Origin of the sequence: Bradyrhizobium altum, from assembly GCF_020889705.1 — a bacterium.
In the GTDB taxonomy this organism is placed as follows: Bacteria; Pseudomonadota; Alphaproteobacteria; order Rhizobiales; family Xanthobacteraceae; genus Bradyrhizobium; species Bradyrhizobium altum.
On sequence record NZ_JACMYP010000099.1, the window covers coordinates 1 to 20,313 of the forward strand.

Annotated in this window: 20 protein-coding genes and 2 pseudogenes; 9 read left to right on the forward strand and 13 right to left on the reverse strand. The window is 56.6% G+C overall.

All coding sequences use genetic code 11. The features are described 5' to 3' along the window. Positions 1 to 453: 453 nt before the first annotated feature. The 4 genes and pseudogenes from H8B02_RS23080 to H8B02_RS49045 all read right to left on the reverse strand — a co-directional run. A pseudogene (locus H8B02_RS23080) lies at positions 454 to 735 on the reverse strand (multinuclear nonheme iron-dependent oxidase); the annotation flags it as partial. Positions 736 to 791: 56 nt separating this feature from the next. Further along, the gene (locus H8B02_RS23085; RefSeq protein WP_229168410.1) at positions 792 to 1,097 is read right to left on the reverse strand and encodes a BufA1 family periplasmic bufferin-type metallophore; all 306 of its coding nucleotides are present in this window, start codon (positions 1,095 to 1,097) and stop codon (positions 792 to 794) included. Between the two features lie 457 nt (positions 1,098 to 1,554). Next, complete coding sequence (locus H8B02_RS23090; RefSeq protein WP_229168411.1) at positions 1,555 to 2,064, reverse strand: LysR substrate-binding domain-containing protein; 510 nt, start codon at positions 2,062 to 2,064, stop codon at positions 1,555 to 1,557. Positions 2,065 to 2,079: 15 nt separating this feature from the next. Next, positions 2,080 to 2,268: pseudogene (locus H8B02_RS49045) on the reverse strand (LysR family transcriptional regulator); the annotation flags it as partial. A gap of 96 nt (positions 2,269 to 2,364) precedes the next feature. Between H8B02_RS49045 and H8B02_RS23095 the strand changes: the two are divergent. Next, on the forward strand, positions 2,365 to 3,393 hold the full coding sequence (locus tag H8B02_RS23095) for a DUF1254 domain-containing protein (RefSeq protein ID WP_312001145.1): 1,029 nt from the start codon (positions 2,365 to 2,367) through the stop codon (positions 3,391 to 3,393). 374 nt (positions 3,394 to 3,767) lie between these two features. Further along, positions 3,768 to 4,886: a patatin-like phospholipase family protein gene (locus tag H8B02_RS23100; RefSeq protein WP_229168412.1), complete on the forward strand. Its 1,119-nt coding sequence runs from the start codon at positions 3,768 to 3,770 to the stop codon at positions 4,884 to 4,886. A gap of 595 nt (positions 4,887 to 5,481) precedes the next feature. On the opposite strand, the gene H8B02_RS23105 is transcribed toward H8B02_RS23100, so the two are convergent. Beyond that, a complete protein-coding gene (locus H8B02_RS23105; RefSeq protein WP_229168413.1) occupies positions 5,482 to 5,793 on the reverse strand; it encodes a Dabb family protein in 312 nt (103 codons plus the stop codon). Next, positions 5,790 to 6,362, reverse strand: coding sequence for a glutamine amidotransferase-related protein (locus tag H8B02_RS48605; RefSeq protein ID WP_312001147.1), 573 nt, complete (start codon positions 6,360 to 6,362; stop codon positions 5,790 to 5,792). Before H8B02_RS48605 ends, H8B02_RS23105 begins: the two co-directional genes overlap by 4 nt. Before the next feature lie 334 nt (positions 6,363 to 6,696). On the opposite strand from H8B02_RS48605, the gene H8B02_RS23115 reads away from it, so the two are divergent. The 4 genes from H8B02_RS23115 to H8B02_RS23130 all read left to right on the forward strand — a co-directional run bounded on the left by H8B02_RS23115 (position 6,697) and on the right by H8B02_RS23130 (position 12,293). Continuing rightward, a complete protein-coding gene (locus H8B02_RS23115; protein WP_229168414.1) occupies positions 6,697 to 6,993 on the forward strand; it encodes a hypothetical protein in 297 nt (98 codons plus the stop codon). Between the two features lie 73 nt (positions 6,994 to 7,066). Then, positions 7,067 to 8,566: an aldehyde dehydrogenase family protein gene (locus H8B02_RS23120; RefSeq protein WP_229168415.1), complete on the forward strand. Its 1,500-nt coding sequence runs from the start codon at positions 7,067 to 7,069 to the stop codon at positions 8,564 to 8,566. Between the two features lie 303 nt (positions 8,567 to 8,869). Beyond that, positions 8,870 to 10,945 carry a methyl-accepting chemotaxis protein gene (locus H8B02_RS23125; RefSeq protein ID WP_229168416.1) on the forward strand — a complete coding sequence of 692 codons (2,076 nt, stop codon included), beginning with the start codon at positions 8,870 to 8,872 and terminating at the stop codon, positions 10,943 to 10,945. Between the two features lie 874 nt (positions 10,946 to 11,819). After that, a complete protein-coding gene (locus H8B02_RS23130) occupies positions 11,820 to 12,293 on the forward strand; it encodes a YkgB family protein (RefSeq protein WP_312001146.1) in 474 nt (157 codons plus the stop codon). Positions 12,294 to 12,444: 151 nt separating this feature from the next. Here H8B02_RS23130 and H8B02_RS23135 read toward each other — a convergent pair whose 3' ends face one another. Both H8B02_RS23135 and H8B02_RS49050 read right to left on the reverse strand, forming a co-directional pair. Then, positions 12,445 to 12,789, reverse strand: coding sequence for a hypothetical protein (locus H8B02_RS23135; RefSeq protein ID WP_229168417.1), 345 nt, complete (start codon positions 12,787 to 12,789; stop codon positions 12,445 to 12,447). Between the two features lie 282 nt (positions 12,790 to 13,071). Then, positions 13,072 to 13,248 carry a TOPRIM nucleotidyl transferase/hydrolase domain-containing protein gene (locus H8B02_RS49050; protein WP_376711704.1) on the reverse strand — a complete coding sequence of 59 codons (177 nt, stop codon included), beginning with the start codon at positions 13,246 to 13,248 and terminating at the stop codon, positions 13,072 to 13,074. A gap of 103 nt (positions 13,249 to 13,351) precedes the next feature. On the opposite strand from H8B02_RS49050, the gene H8B02_RS23140 reads away from it, so the two are divergent. Beyond that, positions 13,352 to 13,705: a hypothetical protein gene (locus H8B02_RS23140; protein ID WP_229168418.1), complete on the forward strand. Its 354-nt coding sequence runs from the start codon at positions 13,352 to 13,354 to the stop codon at positions 13,703 to 13,705. A gap of 445 nt (positions 13,706 to 14,150) precedes the next feature. On the opposite strand, the gene H8B02_RS23145 is transcribed toward H8B02_RS23140, so the two are convergent. From H8B02_RS23145 to H8B02_RS23155, 3 genes are read right to left on the reverse strand one after another with little or no spacing between them, the layout of a single operon-like run. Next, positions 14,151 to 14,912: an AbiU2 domain-containing protein gene (locus H8B02_RS23145; protein WP_229168419.1), complete on the reverse strand. Its 762-nt coding sequence runs from the start codon at positions 14,910 to 14,912 to the stop codon at positions 14,151 to 14,153. A gap of 29 nt (positions 14,913 to 14,941) precedes the next feature. After that, positions 14,942 to 15,733 (reverse strand): DUF6602 domain-containing protein, encoded by a 792-nt coding sequence (locus H8B02_RS23150; RefSeq protein ID WP_229168420.1) that lies wholly within the window; start codon positions 15,731 to 15,733, stop codon positions 14,942 to 14,944. Positions 15,734 to 15,745: 12 nt separating this feature from the next. Then, positions 15,746 to 16,840, reverse strand: a complete 1,095-nt coding sequence (locus tag H8B02_RS23155) for a 3'-5' exonuclease (protein WP_229168421.1) — start codon at positions 16,838 to 16,840, stop codon at positions 15,746 to 15,748. A gap of 451 nt (positions 16,841 to 17,291) precedes the next feature. Between H8B02_RS23155 and H8B02_RS23160 the strand changes: the two genes are divergently transcribed. Continuing rightward, on the forward strand, positions 17,292 to 17,828 hold the full coding sequence (locus tag H8B02_RS23160; protein WP_229168422.1) for a hypothetical protein: 537 nt from the start codon (positions 17,292 to 17,294) through the stop codon (positions 17,826 to 17,828). A gap of 268 nt (positions 17,829 to 18,096) precedes the next feature. Here the strand turns inward: H8B02_RS23160 and H8B02_RS23165 are convergent, their stop codons facing one another. Together H8B02_RS23165 and H8B02_RS23170 are read right to left on the reverse strand one after the other, a co-directional pair. Then, the gene (locus tag H8B02_RS23165) at positions 18,097 to 18,342 is read right to left on the reverse strand and encodes a hypothetical protein (protein WP_229168423.1); all 246 of its coding nucleotides are present in this window, start codon (positions 18,340 to 18,342) and stop codon (positions 18,097 to 18,099) included. Positions 18,343 to 18,421: 79 nt separating this feature from the next. Further along, positions 18,422 to 18,652 (reverse strand): hypothetical protein, encoded by a 231-nt coding sequence (locus tag H8B02_RS23170; RefSeq protein ID WP_229168424.1) that lies wholly within the window; start codon positions 18,650 to 18,652, stop codon positions 18,422 to 18,424. Positions 18,653 to 19,061: 409 nt separating this feature from the next. Here H8B02_RS23170 and H8B02_RS23175 point away from each other — a divergent pair, with 409 nt between their 5' ends. Further along, the gene (locus H8B02_RS23175; RefSeq protein ID WP_229168425.1) at positions 19,062 to 20,303 is read left to right on the forward strand and encodes a T6SS phospholipase effector Tle1-like catalytic domain-containing protein; all 1,242 of its coding nucleotides are present in this window, start codon (positions 19,062 to 19,064) and stop codon (positions 20,301 to 20,303) included. The last annotated feature ends 10 nt before the right edge of the window (positions 20,304 to 20,313 follow it).

Genomic DNA, 20,313 nt, shown 5'->3' on the forward strand with positions numbered 1-20,313 from the left:
GCCCGTCGGATGCGTACTGTTTATGTGAAGTATCGAGGTATTGAAATCACCATCAATGAGTTGGAATCGTTCGTTTGGCGTTACAGCTTCATACTTAACGGCAGAAGTGTCGTTGGAAAGACACGAACCAGTATGAAGCTCCTAGCGATCCGCCGTGCCAAAATGCGGATCGATCGAGAACTGAAGCGCGGAGAGGCGGCAGACATGAGCGATTCCCGCCACGAGACGGAGGACTAGCCGGATCCTGGCCACGGCAAAGCGGTACTCGCTAGCGGTGGCCTGAGGAACGACGTGGGAGAGGCGAGTTGCAGTGGCCTGCTCGCTCGTCGAGTCTACATGCAATGTTCTGACCGCAGCCGGACTATTAGCGGTGCGGAGGCGCTTCGTTACTCCTTGTGGGACGCTTGCGGCTACTGAAAAGGGAAGCTCAATGAACAAGAACGGGCCGCAATCGCGGAAGCGCGCCAGATGTTGGCTATCGAGCGGAACTGGACCTCCGATCGACATGCAGACGCCGTGCAGCGAAAGGGGATAGTCACGGCGCAACCGTTCCAGCGCGCGATGTGGCGGCCCACCCGCGCCCATGTAGTTCTCGGCGTGAACCTCAAAGAAGCCGCATCGCTCCTTTTCATCTAGGATGGCTGGAAGATGATCTGGCTTAAAGCTCGTTCCTGCAACGCCACCGATTGACAAGGAAACGCGGAGGAGATCCGTGGCAACCGTCTGGAGCTTCATCGCTGACTTCACGTTGCTTCTCCGCGCTATTCAGTTCTAAGCCCTGGACCGATGTCTTAGACCGGCTTCAGCGAGCCGTGCTTGCCGCCAGGTAGCTCGATGTTCGTGCAGGTGCCGCCCTGGACGAACTTCCACGCGTTTCCTTGGAAGTCGATGGTCGAGGTGCCCTGGCAGGTCGTGCCGGGCCCGGCGGCGCAATCGTTCTGGCCCTTCAATGCGACGCCAAAGCACTTCTCTTTCTTGGCGGCGATAGCTGCCTCGGCTTCAGCATTCGTTAAAGGTGCTGCAACGGCCAGCGTTGAGAGCGCGGTTGAAACGGCGCTCGCGATCACGAGCGAGCTAATGGCGGTCCTGGTAGACATGGAAGTTCTCCTTTTGGGTTGGGCAACGGGCCCACCGTCTCGTTCGCTGAGGGCGAGTTCGTCGTTACGCAACGCGCTTCTCACGTGTCCGTGAGGAAGCCGGCCGGGCGCGTAATGCTCTGTGAAGGCGCTTGCCATATGCCAGCAGCACACGAGACGTTCCGTCCACGCTCAAGACGCGCCGCCGTCGGGCAATGAGGCTGTTTCTTATTTGGCGACGCATTTTGGTCGCTGAAATCAAACCTGCTGGACGTAGTTGAGCTGAGCCGCTTTGTTTTCGGGGCGGACGCGACGCACGACATCTCGATGACGGGCATCAGAAGCACTTCGGTGTCCGAACCGATCGAGGGAAAGCGCAAGCTTACTGAGATTATCCTTGTCTTAGCTGCGACTGGTGGGCATGGCAGCTTTCGATGATCGCAGCCGGCCCTTCCGCGTTAACATCAATGTTGACACGTCAACTAGGATTGACAGGCTTGAATGATGGTCGGGCGATACGTTTGGCAAAAATCCAGCTAACAAGTTTCGTCTTAGGCGTAATCACCTGGCCGCCAAGGTCCCATTGAACAGGATTGTCCATCCTTGACGTCCATACGGCACAAGGAAATCTATTCAGGTCGTGGGGCGCCGCCGGCGTGCCGAAGCCCCGCACGAGTTGTGGATTGGCGACGAGAATGTGCCGATAGGATAGAACATTCCGGGCGACCATCGTCTCGTGAACGATCGTGCCGACTCTAAGTGCCACGTCGATTCCGTCCTCGATCAAGTCCATGCGGCGCTCGGTCGTGTAAACCTGAACCTGGATTTCGGGATACTTGTGCTGGAAGGAGTTCAGTAGACTCCACCATGGCTCGAACGCTTGTGGTAACGACAAGCGCAGCCGGCCCTTTAGGCGTGCTTGGTCACTTGTTACAGCTTGTTCGGCCTCCACTAGTGCCTCGATACTGCGTCCGGCATGCTCGTACAATCTCTCTCCGGCGTCCGTAAGCTTCGTCCCACGCGTTGACCGCTCGAGCAACTGTACCTTGAACTGCAACTCTAGCTCACGTATTCGACGGCTCAACGTTGGAAGAGGAATTCCGAGGCGGACCGCCCCCGCGGAGAGGCTACCTGCCTGAACAACTGCGACGAACATGCGCACTGCATTGAGGTCCATGCAGCACCCTACCATATTCGAGAGGAAGGTTGTCAAACTAGGGTCTTCATTTTCGCTTTCGGCGCGCTACGAATTAGATGCCGGACGAAGAGGCGTTTCGCCGCAATAACAATGAAGATCATCATGACCGTTTTGTCCGCAATGTCAGTAACGCTAGCGAGCTCGACGGCGTCTGCTCAAACGACATCAACGGTGTCGTCAACCGTCAACGTTGATAACTACAGCCGTGCTCAGACCGATGTGTACTTTGGGGGCACAGTCAAAAATGGTGGGTTCGGGAAATTTGTCCACGGCCGTGAGCTCGCGCCACCCGTCAAGCAAGGCATTGTGCGTCCAAACCGCGATACTCTGTATTCGTTTGGGGTGTTCGACTTCGATGCCGGGCCTGTCACGATTACGTTGCCGGATGGCGCTCCGCGCTTTATGGGGATGCAGATCGTCAACGAGGATCAATTTACACGAGCAACATTCTATGAACCGGGCGTGCACGTTCTAACGCGCGAGTCGGTTGGGACTCGGTACGCCATTGTTGTTGTTAGATTCTTGGTCGATTTTTCAGATCAGGCGGAAATACAAAAGGTCCATGGCTTGCAGGATGCGATCGCGTTTCGCCAAGAGCACACTGGCATATTTCAAGTGCCGGACTGGGATCAGGCAAGCCTTAACAAGATAAGGGCTGCATTCATTCAGCTAGGGACGACAGTCTCCGATACGCGCAGTATGTTTGGCGCCACCAAACAGCAGGTTGATCCTGTAAAGCATCTGATCGGAAGCGCGATGCTGTGGGGCGGTAATCCCGAGAAGGATGCGATTTATCTTCCGATCGTTCCGGAGCGAAATGACGGCGCTACCATTTACAGGCTGACGGTCGGTGATGTTCCCGTCGACGGCTTCTGGTCGCTTACCGTGTACGGTAGCGATGGTTTCCTAGAGGCCAACTCGACCAACACCTACTCGGTGAACAGCCTTGACGGCAAAAAGATCAAGGCGGCATGGTCACCATCCAGTTTGGTGGATGCGACGGTAACATACCAAACTGCATCCCGATCACGCGTGGCTGGAATTATACTGTACGCATGTTTCGCCCGCGGTCCGAGATCATTGACGGAAAGTGGAGCTTTCCGGCGGCCAGGCCACTGACTTGATCTAGATGCGAGTGGAGCGGTGCGTATTTGCCGACAGCAGCACGCTGTGCGGCGAGTGCGTTCTCATGCAGGCGCTCGCTTGGTACTCATACTGATCCAAATCTGAACGATAGGACGACTGAGCGGGTCGTCGATCATCAACGAGACATCCAAATCGCCGATGTCTCGATTCGTATACCGATCCAAGAACGGTGTGACCTAGCGTAGTTCGCCTAGCCATAAGACCGGTAACACGCTCGTGCCGTCGTTGGCGGCGGCGGAGCGTTTGATTTCGCAGGATCCTTAGGACGGCAGCGAGTGTGCCTGTGGACGTAACAAATCTCCCAGCGCCGCGAAGGATACAGGACCCAATGCTCACAGGAGCGAGATATGGATGCGACCCAGGGCGACCTGAGCCAAGCCAGCAGCGACCTGCCAGGCCAATTGGTGCTGGTCCTGCAAGGTGGCGGGGCAATTGGCGCGTACCAGGCCGGCGTCTATCAGGCTCTTCAGGAGGCGGGATTGGAGCCGGATTGGATCATTGGCACGTCGATCGGAGCCATCAACGCCAGCCTGATTGCGGGAAACGAGCCTGAGGACAGGCTAACGAAGCTCAGAACCTTCTGGAGCCGGATTGAGCGGAAAGCTATCTGGAATCTTCCGACGGGGTTGCCGGATCTTGATGCCAAGATCGCATCCTGGGCGACACTTGCTGGCGGAATTCCAGGTTTCTTCCGCCCAAACCCGCTGGCTCGTGCGGGAGACTTTTATCCTCTCGGCGCCGATAACGCGGGCTTCTATTCGACAGCGCCGCTCCAGGACACGCTGGACGAGCTCGTGGACTTTAGCCTCGCCAATCGCTGCAAGCCGCGGCTGACTGTCGGCGCCGCCCAGGTTCGTACTAGCGAGATGCACTATTTCGACAGTCGTGACAGCGAACTGGCAGTGAAGCACATCATGGCTTCGGGCGCGCTACCGCCTGCGTTCCCGGCCATCAGGATCGATGGCGAACTCTATTGGGATGGGGGTATCCTTTCCAACACGCCAACGGAAGTGGTGTTTGAGGACAACCCGCGCAAGAACTCGCTAATTTTCGCCGTGCATTTGTGGAATCCGATCGGACATGAGCCGACGACAATGTCGGAGGTGTTCAACCGGTACAAGGACGTACAGTACTCCAGCCGGATCGCCAGCCAAATCGCGCGACATCAGCAGTCGCACCGGCTCCGTCACGTGATCGATCAGCTAGCCTCTAGACTATCGGAGGGTGAGCGAGCCGATCCCGCTGTTCGCGAACTGATTGCCTATGGATGCCGAACCCGAATGCACGTCGTGCGTCTTCTTGCTCCCCGGCTTGACCATGAAACTCATACCAAGGACATCGATTTCAGCGCGAAGGGAATCATGCAACGGTGGGACTTGGGTTATGCCGACACCAAGGCCGTGCTGGAGCGTGCGCCCTGGAGAGACGAGTTCGATCCGCTTAAAGGTGTGATTCTCCATGACTAACAGATGAGGTGGGTTCACAATGCTTGTGTCAATACTCTGGCATTGTCCCTGACGCATCACTCTCGATGCCTGCGACTTAGCGAGAAAAACTCGTTTTTTGTCACCCACAAGACCGGCACCGAGCAGAAGAGCAGTAAAGTAGACCAGTGACCAGTAGACGGCCTTGTCGCTCCTGAGGCGGCTTCTAACGATTGAAAGCCGGGAAGCAACCGCCGCCTCTCTACGGCCAAGATGATGAGCAACGTCTCGCAAGGTCAGTCCGGGCCTCGCTCGCAGCGCGATCAACCTCACGTCGCCCACTTCGGACCATAAACTGCCCCCCTGCTTGGCAGGCACTACAATATCTCCGCTCACTTGGTAGCCGATCTTCGCGATTTGCCAAGATTGTCAACGCTCAATCTTGTTTGAAAGATTGCCGCTAACTTGTGCAGTGCAAGTTTCGAATGATCTGGCCAGATCCGAACGCGCCAATCTGCTCGACGCGTATTGCGAAACATCGCCATTGCGGGAGGCGACGCAGTTCGAGAAAATCATGTAAAGTCAAGTGCAGGTCGTTCTTGCGTGACGACCCGCTTTCGATTTGTGTGCCCAGGACTTAAGTCAAGCGGAGTTCCACCGCGCTCGCAACCTCGTAGTCGACGGCGAGCCGTACCTCCCAAATTGGCCGGACGCGCTTGATAGACTCTTCGTAAAGGGCGTCTGCCTTGTAGGCCGCAAGTGCTGCTTCACTGTCGAATTCGCCATAGACGACGACATCGATTGTATTCTCAATCTGATCTTTCTTTGCATTTCGTGCGATTTCGAGTCGGCGCGCGTGTGGGATCTTGGTAAGAAGCGCAAGGCCGTCGATAATTCGCACGATGTCGACTTCGTTGTTTGCGCTGAACAGAGCGATGTGACGGATCATGGATGCCCGGAGTTGAAATATGACTGGATCGACATTGTGACACTTCGAGATGGCAAGGCTAGTCTATGCCGCTTCCTCTCAATTTCCCCAGCGGTTCTATAGTCCGACGGACCCACGTGTCTTGTCCTTTCACACCGAGCCCTGGCCGAGTCCTGCTTCGTTGAGCCGCTCGACGTCGGCGACACGGCCAGCAGTGTACTTCCGCGCTTGATGTGCTCTTGATTCCATTCATCGGCGCAATTTAGGAAGTTGGCAAGGAGGGCGTTGCCATCCTGGGTAAGTATCGACTCCGGATGGAATTGTACGCCATAGGTTGGCGCATAACGATGCGCTAGAGCCATGATCTCTCCTTTCTCTGACCGTGCGGTGACGACGAGAGGTGTGGAGGGTGCCTCTTCGAGCTCAACCGCCAGAGAGTGATAGCGTCCGACGAGAAGCGGAGAGGAAAGGTTCGCAAAAAGATGTTTGCCGTGGTGCGTCACCGGCGAGGCCTGACCGTGAAGGGGGCGGCGGGCGATGAAGGTGATCGCGCAAAGCGTGCCCTTATCGGGTTCGACGCGAGCGCGCATGTCGGAAGCGATTAGCGCCACCGAATATTCTCCGCCTATTCACCAGCGACATCTTTCCGCTCTAATGAGCTGGGCAGCCAAGTATTGGGTGTTCGAGTGTCAATGTGACACGAGCGTCTCGCCGTGACATCTCCCGTTCCACTAGCTTTTGCCGATCACAAGGCGTTCTCCACGCGGTCTCCTTTCGTACCCCGAAAATGCAGGCGTGTTCGAAAGATCCGGATATCTGAAGGCGCAACTGCGCAATCGGCGGATAGCGCAAGCCTCTTGCGGCCAGTACGGTTGGGCTTCCGGTCATAGGCTGCGTCGAAAGTGTCAGATAGGGGAGCCGGGCGTGAACGGCGATAAGCTGAACTCGCTTCAATATCTTTTCTCGCTAAGCGAACGGCACGGCGTTTTCCGGGTGGGAACTGGAATTGTGTCGAGTTGCGCAGAAGCCGCGACGTGCAATGACCCCAACTACATCGGCTCATCCTTCGGCCTGATGACCGTTACGCGTTCCGACGCGTTTATCGATGAGATGGTGCTTGGCGGCATTGAAGCGGCAAAGAGAGTTGGACGCCGCGTTGCTGATGCAGTCGACAGGGCTGCTCTGACGTTCAGAGATGACGCTCGCCTGAAGTGGTGTTGAGCGATTTGGAAAGTTAAGCGCCGCGGGCATTGCTCCTGGGCGAACGGATAACGGCTTCATTGTGGAGGGATTCATGAGTTCGACTTCTAAGCTCGGTTTGTCGGAAACGTATGGGGCGTTCATAAACAACGAGTTCGTGCCGGTCCGCGGACCGACGTTCGCCGCCAATAACAGTGGCACAGGCGAGCAATTGGCGAGAATTGCTCAGTGTGGGAAGCCGGAAATCGACGCCGCGGTATTGGCTGCGCAGAAGGCTTTTCCTGCGTGGAAGGCGACGCAGCCTGAGGAGCGAGCGGCGATGTTGCTTCAGCTCGCCGCTGCGATCGAGGCGGATACGCCACGCCTAATGCAGATCGATTCAATGGATATCGGTCGACGGCTCTTCGAGACCAAGTTGGATCACACGATTGCAGTCGCTGAGTACCGGTATTTTGCGGCCGCGGCTGTCGTCCATGAGGGGCTAAACCGATCAATCCCGAACGGCTACATGATTGCGCGTCGGGAGCCCTACGGCGTTTGTGGTCAGATCATTCCTTGGAATGTTCCCGCAATCATGACCGCGCACAAGGTCGCGCCCGCTGTAGCAGCTGGCAATACAGTGGTGCTCAAGCCCGATGAGAATGCGTCGCTCAGCACTATGGAGCTGTGCAAGCATATTGCAAAGATCTTCCCACCTGGAGTGATTAACGTCGTTCCCGGCTTCGGCACGGAAGCTGGTGCCGCTCTCACCTCGCATCTTGGCGTCGCCAAGCTCTCGTTCACTGGCAGTGGTGAGGTCGGCCGAGCTATATCTCACGCTGCGGCAGAGCGGCTGGTACCGGTGACCTTGGAGCTCGGTGGCAAGAGCCCCAATATCATCTTCCCCGATATCGAGGACATCGATGCGGTGGTAGATAACGCAATGTTTGCGACAACCTACTGTAACGGGCAATCGTGCTTGGCTGGCACTCGCCTCTTTGTGCACGACGCAATCTACAAGGAGGTAATGGACCGGCTCGTGGCGGGAATGGAAGAGCGGGTGAGGGTCGGATCCCCCTTTGGCGACGATACAATTCTGTCGAATCTGGTGAGCGAGAAACAGGGCAAGCGGGTATTGAACTACATAGATATCGGCAAGGCGGAGGGAGCGCGCCTGTTGACTGGCGGGAGCCGCGTCGACATTGAAGGGCACAAAGCCGGTTATTTCATCGCGCCTACCGTCTTCGAAGCTCGCAACAGCATGCGCATCGCACAAGAAGAGATTTTCGGCCCGGTGCTTAGCGTGATGCGCTGGAGCAATTATGAAGAGATGATCGCCGAAGCAAACGGGGTTCGCTACGGTCTTGCTGCCGGCCTCTACACGAGCAACCTAAGGTCTGCGTGGGAAACAGCAGAGCGCTTGGAGACTGGCGCGGTTTGGATTAACCGATACTTCAATTTGGCAAGCGGCTCTCCTTTCGGCGGCTTTAAGGAGAGCGGCTATGGAGCTGAACTCTCTCACGCGACTCTGGACCTGTACACCCACCTGAAGTCGGTCACCATTCAAACGCGTGTTGATCCGCCGTGGTTTGCGCCCAAGGCAGCCGGCAAGTAGTGGGCTAGTTACCTTGCACTTGTCGATGAGCGTTCGTTCGTCGTGGCTGCGTGTCGTACGCAACGTGCAGCCACGACTGTGCGGGCCCGGCATTGCTGATAGTGCGGATGTGAAGTCGGAAGCATTCGCCACTGTGGGCGGCTTGTTTTTCGCGGCAACCAGCGGGAACGTCGCTCGAAACGATCCGAGCGCTGGCGCTCGATGCCAAGCACAGGCAAGACTGAGGGCGCCATTGCGCCAAAAACCAAGGTTAATGGACACATCTCAGACGCAGACGCTGGCTGTTGAGGGGGAAGAATATTCATGAGGATCGGGCGCTTATTTGCCATCTCTATGCTGTCGATAATGGCACTCGCAGTTGTGCCGGCTACGCAGATTATGATGACGCAATATCGAACCTTGGCGGACAAGACCCGTGCAATCGAAGTCATCGATGCCTTCGCTGCAGTCCTCTTGTTCGGGCAAACAGTCGTGAGCACACGCGCGGATTATCTCGGACAACTCTTTCAGGAAAACGCTGCCAGCGGCGCTCAGCTCTCGGGGACAGCGAAGGTCAAACAATCGGCGGACACCGCCCTAGCCCATGCGCAGACAATGGTTGCTGCGCTCGATGATGGGAGAGCAGTTGCCGACGGCCTGAGCCGAGCTGCAAAGACGTTTGCCGAATTGCGGAACATGACGGATGCTTCACTGCGAAGACCGCTGAATGAGCGCGACCAGGAGATGTTAAAGAGCTTTTTACCGCGCATGTCGCAGGTGGTTGAGCTTATCGAGCCCCTCTTGAATGGCATGGAAACCCGAATTGCCAACAGCGACGTATCGCTCATAACGCTCCTGAATACAGCTCGCGTGGCACAGGATCTGCGCGTTGCCACGGGCGGCCGAGGATCTGTCCTGCTGAGGGCGCTCAACGATCGTCGTCCATTAACCTCGGCTGAGAAAGCCGACATGGATCGCATCCAAGGCCGTATCGAAACCGATCGCGACCTCTTGAATGCCGGAGTCCAGCAGCTTGGTAGTCCGGACGGACTTGCGGCAGTACTGCTGGATGCCAAGGAGGCCTATTTCGGGCGCGCCGCGAAGGTGATCGACAAGGAGATGGCAGCCGGGCAGGGAGATGCCAACTATTCCGTCACCACCGGTCAGCTCGCGGAAATAGTCGTACCTGCGGTGGAGAAATTCTTGGCAGTTCGCGATACAGCGATCGCGGCGGCGCGCAACCGTGCGATTGTTGCGCGTGGAGATGCCCGAACGAGTCTGAAGGTCGCCAGCTTGCTCGCCCTCCTGCTGCTTGGCATGATATTGACGGTGACTATGTTGCTGCGCAGGCGTGTTATTGCCCCCATTGTAGAACTGACGAGTACCATCGGCGACATGGCTGACGGGCGTGACGACGTCGTGGTTCCAGTTAGTGATCGTTCCGACGAGATCGGCGCTATGGCAAGCTCGCTTAAGACGTTCAAAGAGGCCCTGCTCGCGAAGAAGCAGGCTGAAGCGACCGCCGCGGCGGATGCGCAAGCGAAGATAGACCGAAGCTCGCGGGTCGACAAATTCACGCGAGATTTCGAGACGGTCATCGGCCAGGTAATCGCTGTCATCTCGGATGCATCGATCGGATTGGAGCAATCTGCCGGGTCACTGACGACGACTGCGGGCCACTCGCTCGACCTTGCGACAGCTGTCGCTGCAGGATCCGAGCAGGCTACTGCGAATGTAAACTCGGTCGCGGCGGCGGCCGAGCAGATGGCATCGTCGGTTGATGAAATCAGCCGCCAGGTTCAGGAGTCTGCCCGGATCGCCACCGAGGCGATGGCGCAGGCTCGAAAAACTAACGAGCGCGTCGGAGAGCTTGCGAGGGCCGCTGCGCGCATCGGAGACGTCGTTGAACTGATCAACGCGATCGCCGGACAGACAAACTTGTTGGCTCTGAACGCCACCATCGAAGCCGCGCGCGCCGGTGAGGCTGGGCGCGGGTTTGCCGTTGTCGCATCCGAGGTAAAGGCGTTGGCGGAGCAAACAGCGAAAGCGACAGGAGAAATTGGACAGCAGGTTGGAGGCATTCAGGGCGCGACGCAGGAGTCGGTCGGCTCGATCAGGGAGATCAGTGGAACGATTTCTCACATGTCGGAGATCGCCTTGGCAATTGCGTCCGCAGTCGAACAACAGAGTTCTGCAACGCGGGAAATCTCCCGTAACGTTCAGCAGGCGGCGCATGGCACCCAAGAGGTTTCGGCAAATATCGTCAACGTAAAGCACGGAGCCGATCTGACTGGATCGGCTTCCGCCGACGTGCTGGCCGCTGCCAAATCCTTGGCAGGGGAGAGCGAGCGGCTCAAGCGCGAGGTGACGAACTTCTTGGACTCAGTGAGGGCAGCTTGACCCAACCTGTCGTTTAGGGCTGTGGCCGGCCGCGCACGGCTGCGGAAACGCATTTCCGGTCGGAGCAATCGTTCGCTTCGCCGGAGCCAAGGTTGGTGCGCGGACCTCGTGCAAATCGTTGTTCCGGCACGCCGGTTTGGCTTCGGACGCGAAGACCACACTCTGCGACGCTCGGGCATCGAATTGCTGTGCCGTTCGCGGCAGCGGGCGAAATAGTTCGGGCCGGACTGGACAGTGGTACCGACGTTAAGATCAGCGCATCCAAGATATTGAACGAAATCATCCGCCGCCTGCTACCGGCGCAACAGGCCGCCGGAACCCCATCGCCACTTACGGACAAGTTGCACAATTTGTAGGTTTGCGGGCCGCAGGGTTCTCGAGCTTATCACGCCAGGAGACGAGATGACCGCGCGGCGCGTATTGCCGTAGAGAACGGGTTTATGCCAGCAATGGTCTCGGCCCCGCAAATACATCCTCTGTTGGTTGCTGATGGGCTGAACGGTAGCGTTGCGCTCATTCGCGCTATTGCGCTGGCGTCCGCCGCTCTCTTCACAACGGAGAAACTAGCAGCAACTGCGCCAGCTGATGGCCGGCGCCGGCGTCGCAAAGTCCTCTGCCTGAACAACGGGCTGATCTAGGAGCCCGAAGTAACATTGCGGGATCAGGCGGCCGCGCTCGCTGCAAAGTTTCTGTCGGCGCCGTGCCCGCTTCCAGCGAAGCGTCGAACATTTTCGACGAACGGCGTAGTGGCGCATCGGCGTGGCGTTCAGCTCCGGGCTCAGGCACAGAAACGTGAACCAGGCTCGGTATCGCCTCCGTAACGAACTGCCGTTTGCCTCCGTACAGCGGTCATCATCCGCCGTACGGAAAAGCTGTGAGCAGCGAAGGCGTCCCCGCTGGATCCTATCGACTGCTCGTCATCCTCTGCGGGGTCATGGTGGTCATCTTCATCTCGTTCGGTATGCAGAAATTCACACCGCAGTCTGCTCAAGGGATCGCACAGTTTATCAGCAATAGTCCCTTTGTTTCCTGGCTCTCGGTGCTGGGCGTGAGGGGTGAAGCCTACTTTCTAGGCGTGACGGAACTTACAATCGCTGCCCTGCTTGTTGCGGGAGCATTTAACCCGCTCCTGTCGGCCTTGGGATCGCTTATGGGGATTGTCACGTTTGCCGTCACGTGGTCGTTCTTCTTCACGACGCCAGGGGTCGTCAAATGGAGCCTATCGACCGACCCGATGGCTTGGAATTTGACGGGCGAGTTTCTTTTCAAAGACATCGTTCTGCTATGCGTATGCAGTGTGTTGTTTTTGGCGTCCTTGCCGGACGCTCTCGTGCGATTGCGCAACTGAGGCGTTGAGCTCTTTTCTCGCATTCCAGCGTACGCACGCCAGCTCGGATAAATTGGATTAGGGTCCGCCAATACGGATGCGTAGGGTCACGACGATCGATCACGGAGAGGGGCCACCTGCCGTGCGCACGGCGGCAGCTGGTACCAACTCACTATTTGGGCTTTCCGGGATTGCACTTTGGCATTCCGAAGGTAATTTTGCGCCGTGCGACGGCTCCGGGACGAAGCGTCCCGAAATACCCGGTGCGTTGGTTGTACTCCCATATCGCCTGAGTCACCGGCTGATGATTGAGGGCGGCGCACTCGGCGACCTCTTCGAGGAAGCGCACGATCGGACGATGCTGCGGCTTCCTTTTTGTCGCAGGATCAAACATAAGCTCAAGCAGCGTGCGCCCGAATTGGGGTTTGTTCAGATTGCGTCCCACGCGTTCCGTGTAGAGGACGTCGAGCGTGCGCAGCTTCCCTCTCTTCTTTGGAAAGCTCGCACTTCGCGGCACTGCTTGACATCAGCTGCCGAAAATCTAGCCTGCTCATTCGAATAGCGCGTCAGTGCCTTTGCGAGTTCGGCATCATTGAAGTTATCCATCTCAAAGGATAGCTTCCACAATTTGACATAGTTAGGCCGCGTGACGCGACGATCCGGAAAATGAATGGAGGCTGCCCGCCGGAGCCCTTTACCAATATTGACCGGGGCGAGACCTTCACTGTCCAGAAGAACGAAGGCAATCGTCTGGTGATGATGCAGATAATCGATCAGGCGCCATAGCGCACTGTACGAGCTAACTTCCCCCGGTGGCATTCGACACGCCTCTCACACTGACAAGTTCGATGCCGAACACGCCAAGCGTCGTAGCGTACATCCTGTCGAAGAGCATGGGGACGACCATAAGCTCGGTTCCACCTTCCACGAACAGGACAAGCTGCGGCTTCGGATTGACGCCGAAATCATTCGCCACAAGCTCGAGCGCTCGTAAGGAATCTCTTCAGCCATGATATCGGGCGTGCGATCTAGAACGGTCCGGCCGAACTCACCGCAAAGGGCTCGCCGAAGGCGTCCTAATGGAAGAGTCGGAGCATCTTGGCCATCTCGCCCAAGGTCTGTGCTCTCAAGGCATCGTTTTTAAGCCGCTGGCGTTTCTCGACGCGAACGAAACGCACAAGCCCTTGCTAGTTCTTCAGCGGATCGATCTGCCGATACTGAAAAAAGACGCGCTCATAGATCCGGGTGAGAGCGGCTTTGTCGAGATTGAGCGCATGGGCGACGCTGGCCGCATCCCACTGCCGCGCAAACGCGTACCAATCCCAATTAATAACGTGGGATCCACCCATCGGTATAGTGACATGGCGTTCGTCGCCTTGCGTTTTGGGGTAGTATCGATCGGAGATAATTTGACAGATAGCGCTTATGTCTAGATCCGTCACCGGCGTGTCCCGCCTCAGGACGCGGGCGGCCAACTCGGAGAGATTGGAGCGGAGCTGATCGCCCCACGCAGGGTCAATTGACCCGTCATCACGAAGTGCCTGGTGTTTTTCGAATTTTACCAGTGTGCCGACCGCCATCTGACCCGGCCGCGGGCACGAGCAAAAAGAGCCTGATGAAACAGGAAAGCTCTCCCAAGCGTTTTCGCCTTCGTGCTGATCCAGCGGCGACTCTCCATTTTGTGGATATGAAAGATTTCCTATGGTCCGGTCGGAGCCTCTATTTTGCCAACGATTCACCGCCCCCTAGGGGATGTGCTCGACCTCCTAGTGAACGGTGAAGGGTGGTGATCACCAATCTTGACTCTCTACGCGCATGTGGAGGGGTTATCCGTGCCGGCTACTCTGAGAGGTGTCTCACGGTGAGGCGACAACGCAATTAGCGAAGTACGTTGAATTTGCAGCCGTTCCATAGAGCTTCGGCGTTTTTTTGGTCGATTTCCTGCGAATTGTTGATCGAAAAGCTCTTTCCGTTAACCCAGCAGTACAGGTGCTCGACGATGGGGATGGATGCCTCCAACAACTCGGTTTCGTCGCCGTACTTCATCGGTTGAATTGGACCTCGCTTTTCCCGTCGTGTTGTCTCAAGCGAATGCGCGAGGTGCTTATCGCGAACATTCATTACTGATGCCCACCGAGGTGATTTCAGAATTGTGCGAGTATCAGCTATTGCCTGTATTAGTTGCGATTTCGCCCTCGCCGCCTGTTCGTCACCAAATTCCTTATTGGATCGTCTTACCGCTTGCCGGACCATCTCGACGGTCTCGGGATCGTCCGAAGGGTCGATGAAGACATTGCCCTCGACGTCGCTCCAATGGCGGCGATTTTCGTCCGCCAGTTGCTCGATGATCTCGTCGTCATCGATCAACTCGACAACGGTTGGTATATTCTCTTTGTCTGGATCGGCACCATCCCACAATGCGCAAACCCGGACGATCTCGATCTGATGCATGCTGCGCTGAAAGATCAAGAAGGCGTTCGCTGCGAAACTCTCAGGAATTTGAGAAGCTAATGTATCAGAGTAAACAACGAATGAGTTGTTGGCATGAAGCTCAACGACGTATAGGAAATGATCGAGTACTCGTTCCATTTTTGCCTTAGCAAGCTCGATCCGTCGTGCTTTCGGCAACTTTTCGAACATCAGCTTCCCCGCAACAACCAAGAGAGTTCCTAGCCGCCTTCTTGCTCTGTTAGATAGGCATCCATGTCCATAGCATGAATGCTAAAGTTCTGTTGCCCCTTCAATATGTGCGTGTACAGGTCGAGCAGGCCGTGCCCCTCGCGTCCGAATAGCTGCGCCGGCGAGCGAAACGCCCACCTTCCTGCGAACCAATTGCGGTCGAGCACGCACACGCCGTGAACGTGCGAATTGTCCTGATCCAGGCACGCCCGCAGATTGGTGCAGAACCCCTCGTACTTGGGCCCGAGGCCTTTTTCCGAGAACGCAACTATGTAATTCCTTGGTGGCACGGTCTGAATTTGCTTCAACGAAACACTTCTCACTTTGTCGTTCTCAATTTTCAGACCCGGAACAACGTAGTGCCGTTTGCGACCGACTGAGCGAAGACGCATGATTGCGTCCATCGACTTCCGAAGCTCGCGCTTTGTGAGTACCGACTTGACCTCCACTGTGGCGTAGACGGTCTCGACCGGAAAAACGCATGATCCGAACTCAGACAGCAGCGGCGAATTGTAGAAGTTGTCATAGATTACAATGTCCGTTTGCTGGCTGACCTGACCATCGGCTGAAAAGATCACGCCGGTGCTAATGGAGAAGCGCTTAGGCAGTATCCGCGTCAGGACGCCCTTTATGATTTCCTCGGCTATTCGACCACGCTCGCCATAGTGCGGCATCAGTTGTGCTAGTTCACGCCTAGAATGATCCGCCAACTGTTGGAGTGCAGCCAGATACGAAATGTGCTGCGAGGTATTTTCCCCCGACGTCCCGTTCTTCTTCGTCATTCCAGTGCCCTATCAGAGTGCGGCGCGGCGACTGCATTGTCCCATGCAAGCTTTGCCGGCTCTACAATTCGTTTGCACGCGCCGATGGCCCGACGTTCGCGGTAGTAACCGACGCAAGTTTTGCCTTCGGTGTTCGGCGCCGACGGCGTGGTAGCGGCCATCCGGCAATGATGGCGTTGGCTTCAAGTTGGAAGGCGGCTTTTGGAATGCGGATGGCAAGGTTGCGGCAAATGGATTGTTCTTGAGCCACAAATAGAGCCGAAGCGCGAGCCATGCGTCTTCTAAAGCGCCATGTTGGTTGTTTGATCGAGCGATGCCGATCTTCCGACAAGCGGCATCCAAAGACGCGCCTCCTTGAAGGCCGCGCTCTCGGTACGCCGTCATCGTGCAGAACGTTTCCTTGGAGAACGCCATCCTGCCGGAGCGTTCCATTTCTCTATTATAGAAGGTCAGATCAAATTCGGCATTGTGCGCGACCAGCAGGTCGGACGAATTGAAAAAGTCGGCAATAACTGCCGCATGATCATCGAACACGTCTTGATGCCGAAGCAGCCAGTCGGAATAGCCATGAACGGCCTCCGCTCTCGGATGGCTCTTTTTGCCGGGATCGAATACCAAATGCATAAACTCGGCCTCTAGCCGAGTTGCACACGTCTCGTGGTTTATCAGTTTAATCGCGGCGAGCGTAACAATCCGGTCATTGCTGTTGAGACCCGTTGTTTCGACATCGAAAAACGTCACGCAGTTTGGAGTGACTGGCGGAGTTATTTTCAGGCCCAAGGACGGAAGGGACCACGCATGCCAAGCAGGAACAGGTTGTTGCGGGATCAGATAGGGGACGGAGTGCGATGCGTCCAGCGAGGGCTGTGGTGCGGCGTTCTGTGCTGCGACCGCGCGCGAGAGAGCGGGACGATCGGCCGTGACGGGCGTTGGTGATGGAGACGTTGAGGTGTCCCGTACCGTGCGCTCCATCGGTTGCTCAGGCGCGTCAGGCGTTGAGGGTTGCCGTGCGTGGTCCTGCGAGGATCGTCGCTTGAGTGCGATGATGACTAAAAAAGTAATGCATGATACGGCGCCGCCAATGGCGAGCGACAATAGGCTTTCCATGATTTAACCCCGCCCCGCAGTCCGAGCCATTTTGATCGGCATGGGGTCGGGCATGCAATCGAAAAGTGAGCGGGTCTGGCGCTCACGCAAACGCCCGACCGCCAATTAAGTCTGCTAGGTGGAGAGGAAATATGAGCTCGATGACATGCTGCGCTGCGGGGAGAACTTTTATCCCGGATGAATACGGGTGACACTGTCGCACGGCGGCCTGCAGAAACAAGGAGCGGCCCTAGCTCAGGTTTGCCAGGGCCGCCGGTGAGCACAAGGCGCGGTACACCCCTTAGGATCGACTTCACTAGAGCCGAAAAGCTCAAGGATGCATAGCGCGCCCATTTGCCCAGGTGCGCTTCTTTGGTGCGGCGACAAGCGCCCAACACCCGGAATGCTCCGGATTTTAGGTGAGAGCGACCTTTGATACGGCATCGCCGGCTGGCAGAGCATGGAGCGGTACATGTCGCAGAACATCAACAAAGAGCAGTTGGCCGAGATCATCGAACAAAAGTTGGCGGCGTACTTCGCGGCGACACCGTTGATCGCGTCACTTCAAAGCGGCCACTGGGCACTGACGACCACGGCGATCAAGGAGTTTATCTGCCAACTGGGCCACGACCTCGAATTCGAGGTGTCAGCGTCGGGATGCGCGAATGCCGGTCAAGAGTGGCTCTACGACATGGTTTGGTACGAGGTTGCGGACGGTTACACGACGCGACTGGCTCTTGCTGGTGAATGTGAACTAAAATCGCCGGAATTGCCGGTCGATGGCGATTTCGCCAAGCTCGTGCAGGCCCGTGCCGACGTGAGGTTGTGGATTTCGGCCCCGAAGAATAGCGAGATCGCTATGACGCACCTCGCCAATTGCAAGCGGTACGCCGCAACCTTCCCTGGGGCCATGCCGGGCGACACTTACGTCTTTGTCTCGTGCGATTGGACCGACAAGATCACCATCGTCGAGCGTTTCGTTGTCGGTCAGGAGGCTCTTGCTGCCTAATGCGAACTTTGTACGCCGGCTATGAAGAGATTTTCGACGATTACCTTGAAGCCGTCAGGGACGAGCGTCGGGCCAGGGTCAGTCGCCAAGCCATCGACCTCCGCATTTTTGTGACGGGGGACAAGCAATACCGAGTGGTGGGAGACTTGATCGTCTCGCCATGGTGGTGGTCTAGGACAGCCGCCGGTCCATCGAGGAAACGTCTCTACGGTACTCCGGTCAAGTCGCCGCGACCTAAGCATCGTAAGGGTAAGCGATCGAAGCCCTTCTATATTAGCGGCCCGATGTTCCCAAGGTAGTCGCTCCGCAGATCAAAACCGTGGATATCTTCCTCATGGGCGACGTATGTCTCGGGGATATTCGGATCAGGCGGCTCCCAGCGGACTAGGTAGCTATCGCCGTCGTCGGGGTGGTGGTCTGCGTCACGAGGCTCGAGACGAACGATCCGGGCCGGGTACCGTGCATTATCGATGTACCGCCCGATCACCTTTTCGTTAGGACTGTACTTGGTCATGGCTCCCCCGCTCGTTCGCTGACAGTACGAGACGGTTTGTCACTAAAATGGCCGCGCCATTCCCGACCTCTGATCGCGACTATTGCGGAATGGCCGCTATTTCAGCGCAGCGGCTACGAGCGTACTCCCACGCGGAGAAGGCCACCGGTGCGTCCTTTGGATCGACCGGTACCACGAAGGGATCATCGCCGAAACCGACGTACGCCTCCCACAAGGCCTCCGAGGTCATGCCTGGCTCGAATGCACCGTTCAGAAACTGATCGACAATGGATCGGCAGGCGGACGTAGCCTCATCGGCCGTGTCGAACACGCCATGCGTAACGCGTTCGCTCTCGTTCCCAAAATGGTAGTTGTCGTCGACTAGAACCTTGTAGATGAAGCACCTCCAGTAAAAAGATAATGCGGTTTGGTACGATCGGAAGGGGCGGCCGCACCAACGCGCGACCGCCGGCAGCCGACATACCGGCCACTCTCCTTAACTCGGCCAGCCCATGCTCCTCAGCGACTACAATCCTCACTCAATTGCTGCCAAGGCAACGCCTAAACCGTGAAGAATGGTCCGAAATCGGTTGTACGATGGACCGCGCACTACCCACCGCATACGCGCAGCTGTATTATGACGTTTTCTTCATCCGATTCGAAGGCGTCTAGCCATGACCGTTTTGCGGAAAGTCTGGTGAGTTGGCCATAAGGTTCTGATTTTCATTGGCATCGCCGCGATGATTGGTGTCGGCGTTTACATTGGACGCCCTCCGGAAAAAACAGGCAATCAGCCGGATTTCATCGGCTCAGAGCAGCAGAAAAAGCGTCTCGCGGTTTTTCTCGATGGCACTTGGAATAGCATCGGGACAAACACAAACGTATGGCGCATGCGAGCGCTATGCGCATCGAAAGGAGGCGATGGCAAGCCGCAGCTGATCTACTATGGGCTGGGCGTAAACGGCTTCATCGGAGGGGCTTTTGGCCAAGGCCTCGATGAGAACATTCGCTCTGCCTACGAATGGCTAGTTGAGAATTACAATGCTGGCGATGAAATCTTCATCTTCGGCTTTAGCCGCGGCGCCTACACTGCGAGAGCATTAGCTGGTTTGATCGCAATCGACGGCATTTTGAAAGCCGGATCGCCCATAGGTGTCACAGAACTGTTTGATCGCTACAGGCGAGCGGATGAGCAAACCATCTGGACGCTAAGGGACATGGAGGCTGCGCACTCTGAGAAGATAGACGATCAAGAGCGATTGCTTTTGAAATATTCTCAGCTCGCTTACGTGAACTTCGTTGGAGTTTGGGACACCGTTGGGTCGATTGGCATCGAAGCAGGTGACTTTACAGGTATCAGCAGTTCGAAATTTGATTATCTGCAAACAGGGTTGCGATTACCGATCCTCAACGCATACCATGCGTTAGCCATCGACGAGCACCGAAAAAAGTTCGTTCCGACTATTTGGGACGTCCATCGTACGGACCCGACCGACATCATTAGGCCGCCGCGGCGAGCACTGACGTCAGTCGAGCAGCGCTGGTTCGCAGGTGCTCATGCAAATGTCGGAGGAGGTTATCCGACTGACTTGCTTCCTCAGGCATCCTTGCTGTGGTTGATGAAGAAGGCAGAATCGCACGGACTTGCGTTCCGGTCTGAGGTTCAGCTGGACGGAGATTTGCTTCGTTCGCCTGTGGTCGACTCGTATGGTCCATTTCTTTTGGGGATCTACAAAATATTCGAAGGAGCCTACTACCGTCCGATAGGAGAGCCGCCCCAAGTGCGCGATGATGGCGCTCATATCAATGTTAACGAGACAATCGATGTCAGCGTTTTCGATAGGTGGCGCAAGGATCCATCGTATCGGCCAAAAAATCTTGTCGAATGGTCACAGCGGAAGAAGGTAGACCCGGCAGCCTTGCAGACTTCTGTGCGAGCTGACGATCCAAATGTTCAGGTTGCAGATGAACAGACGAGATGATGCCAAAGTC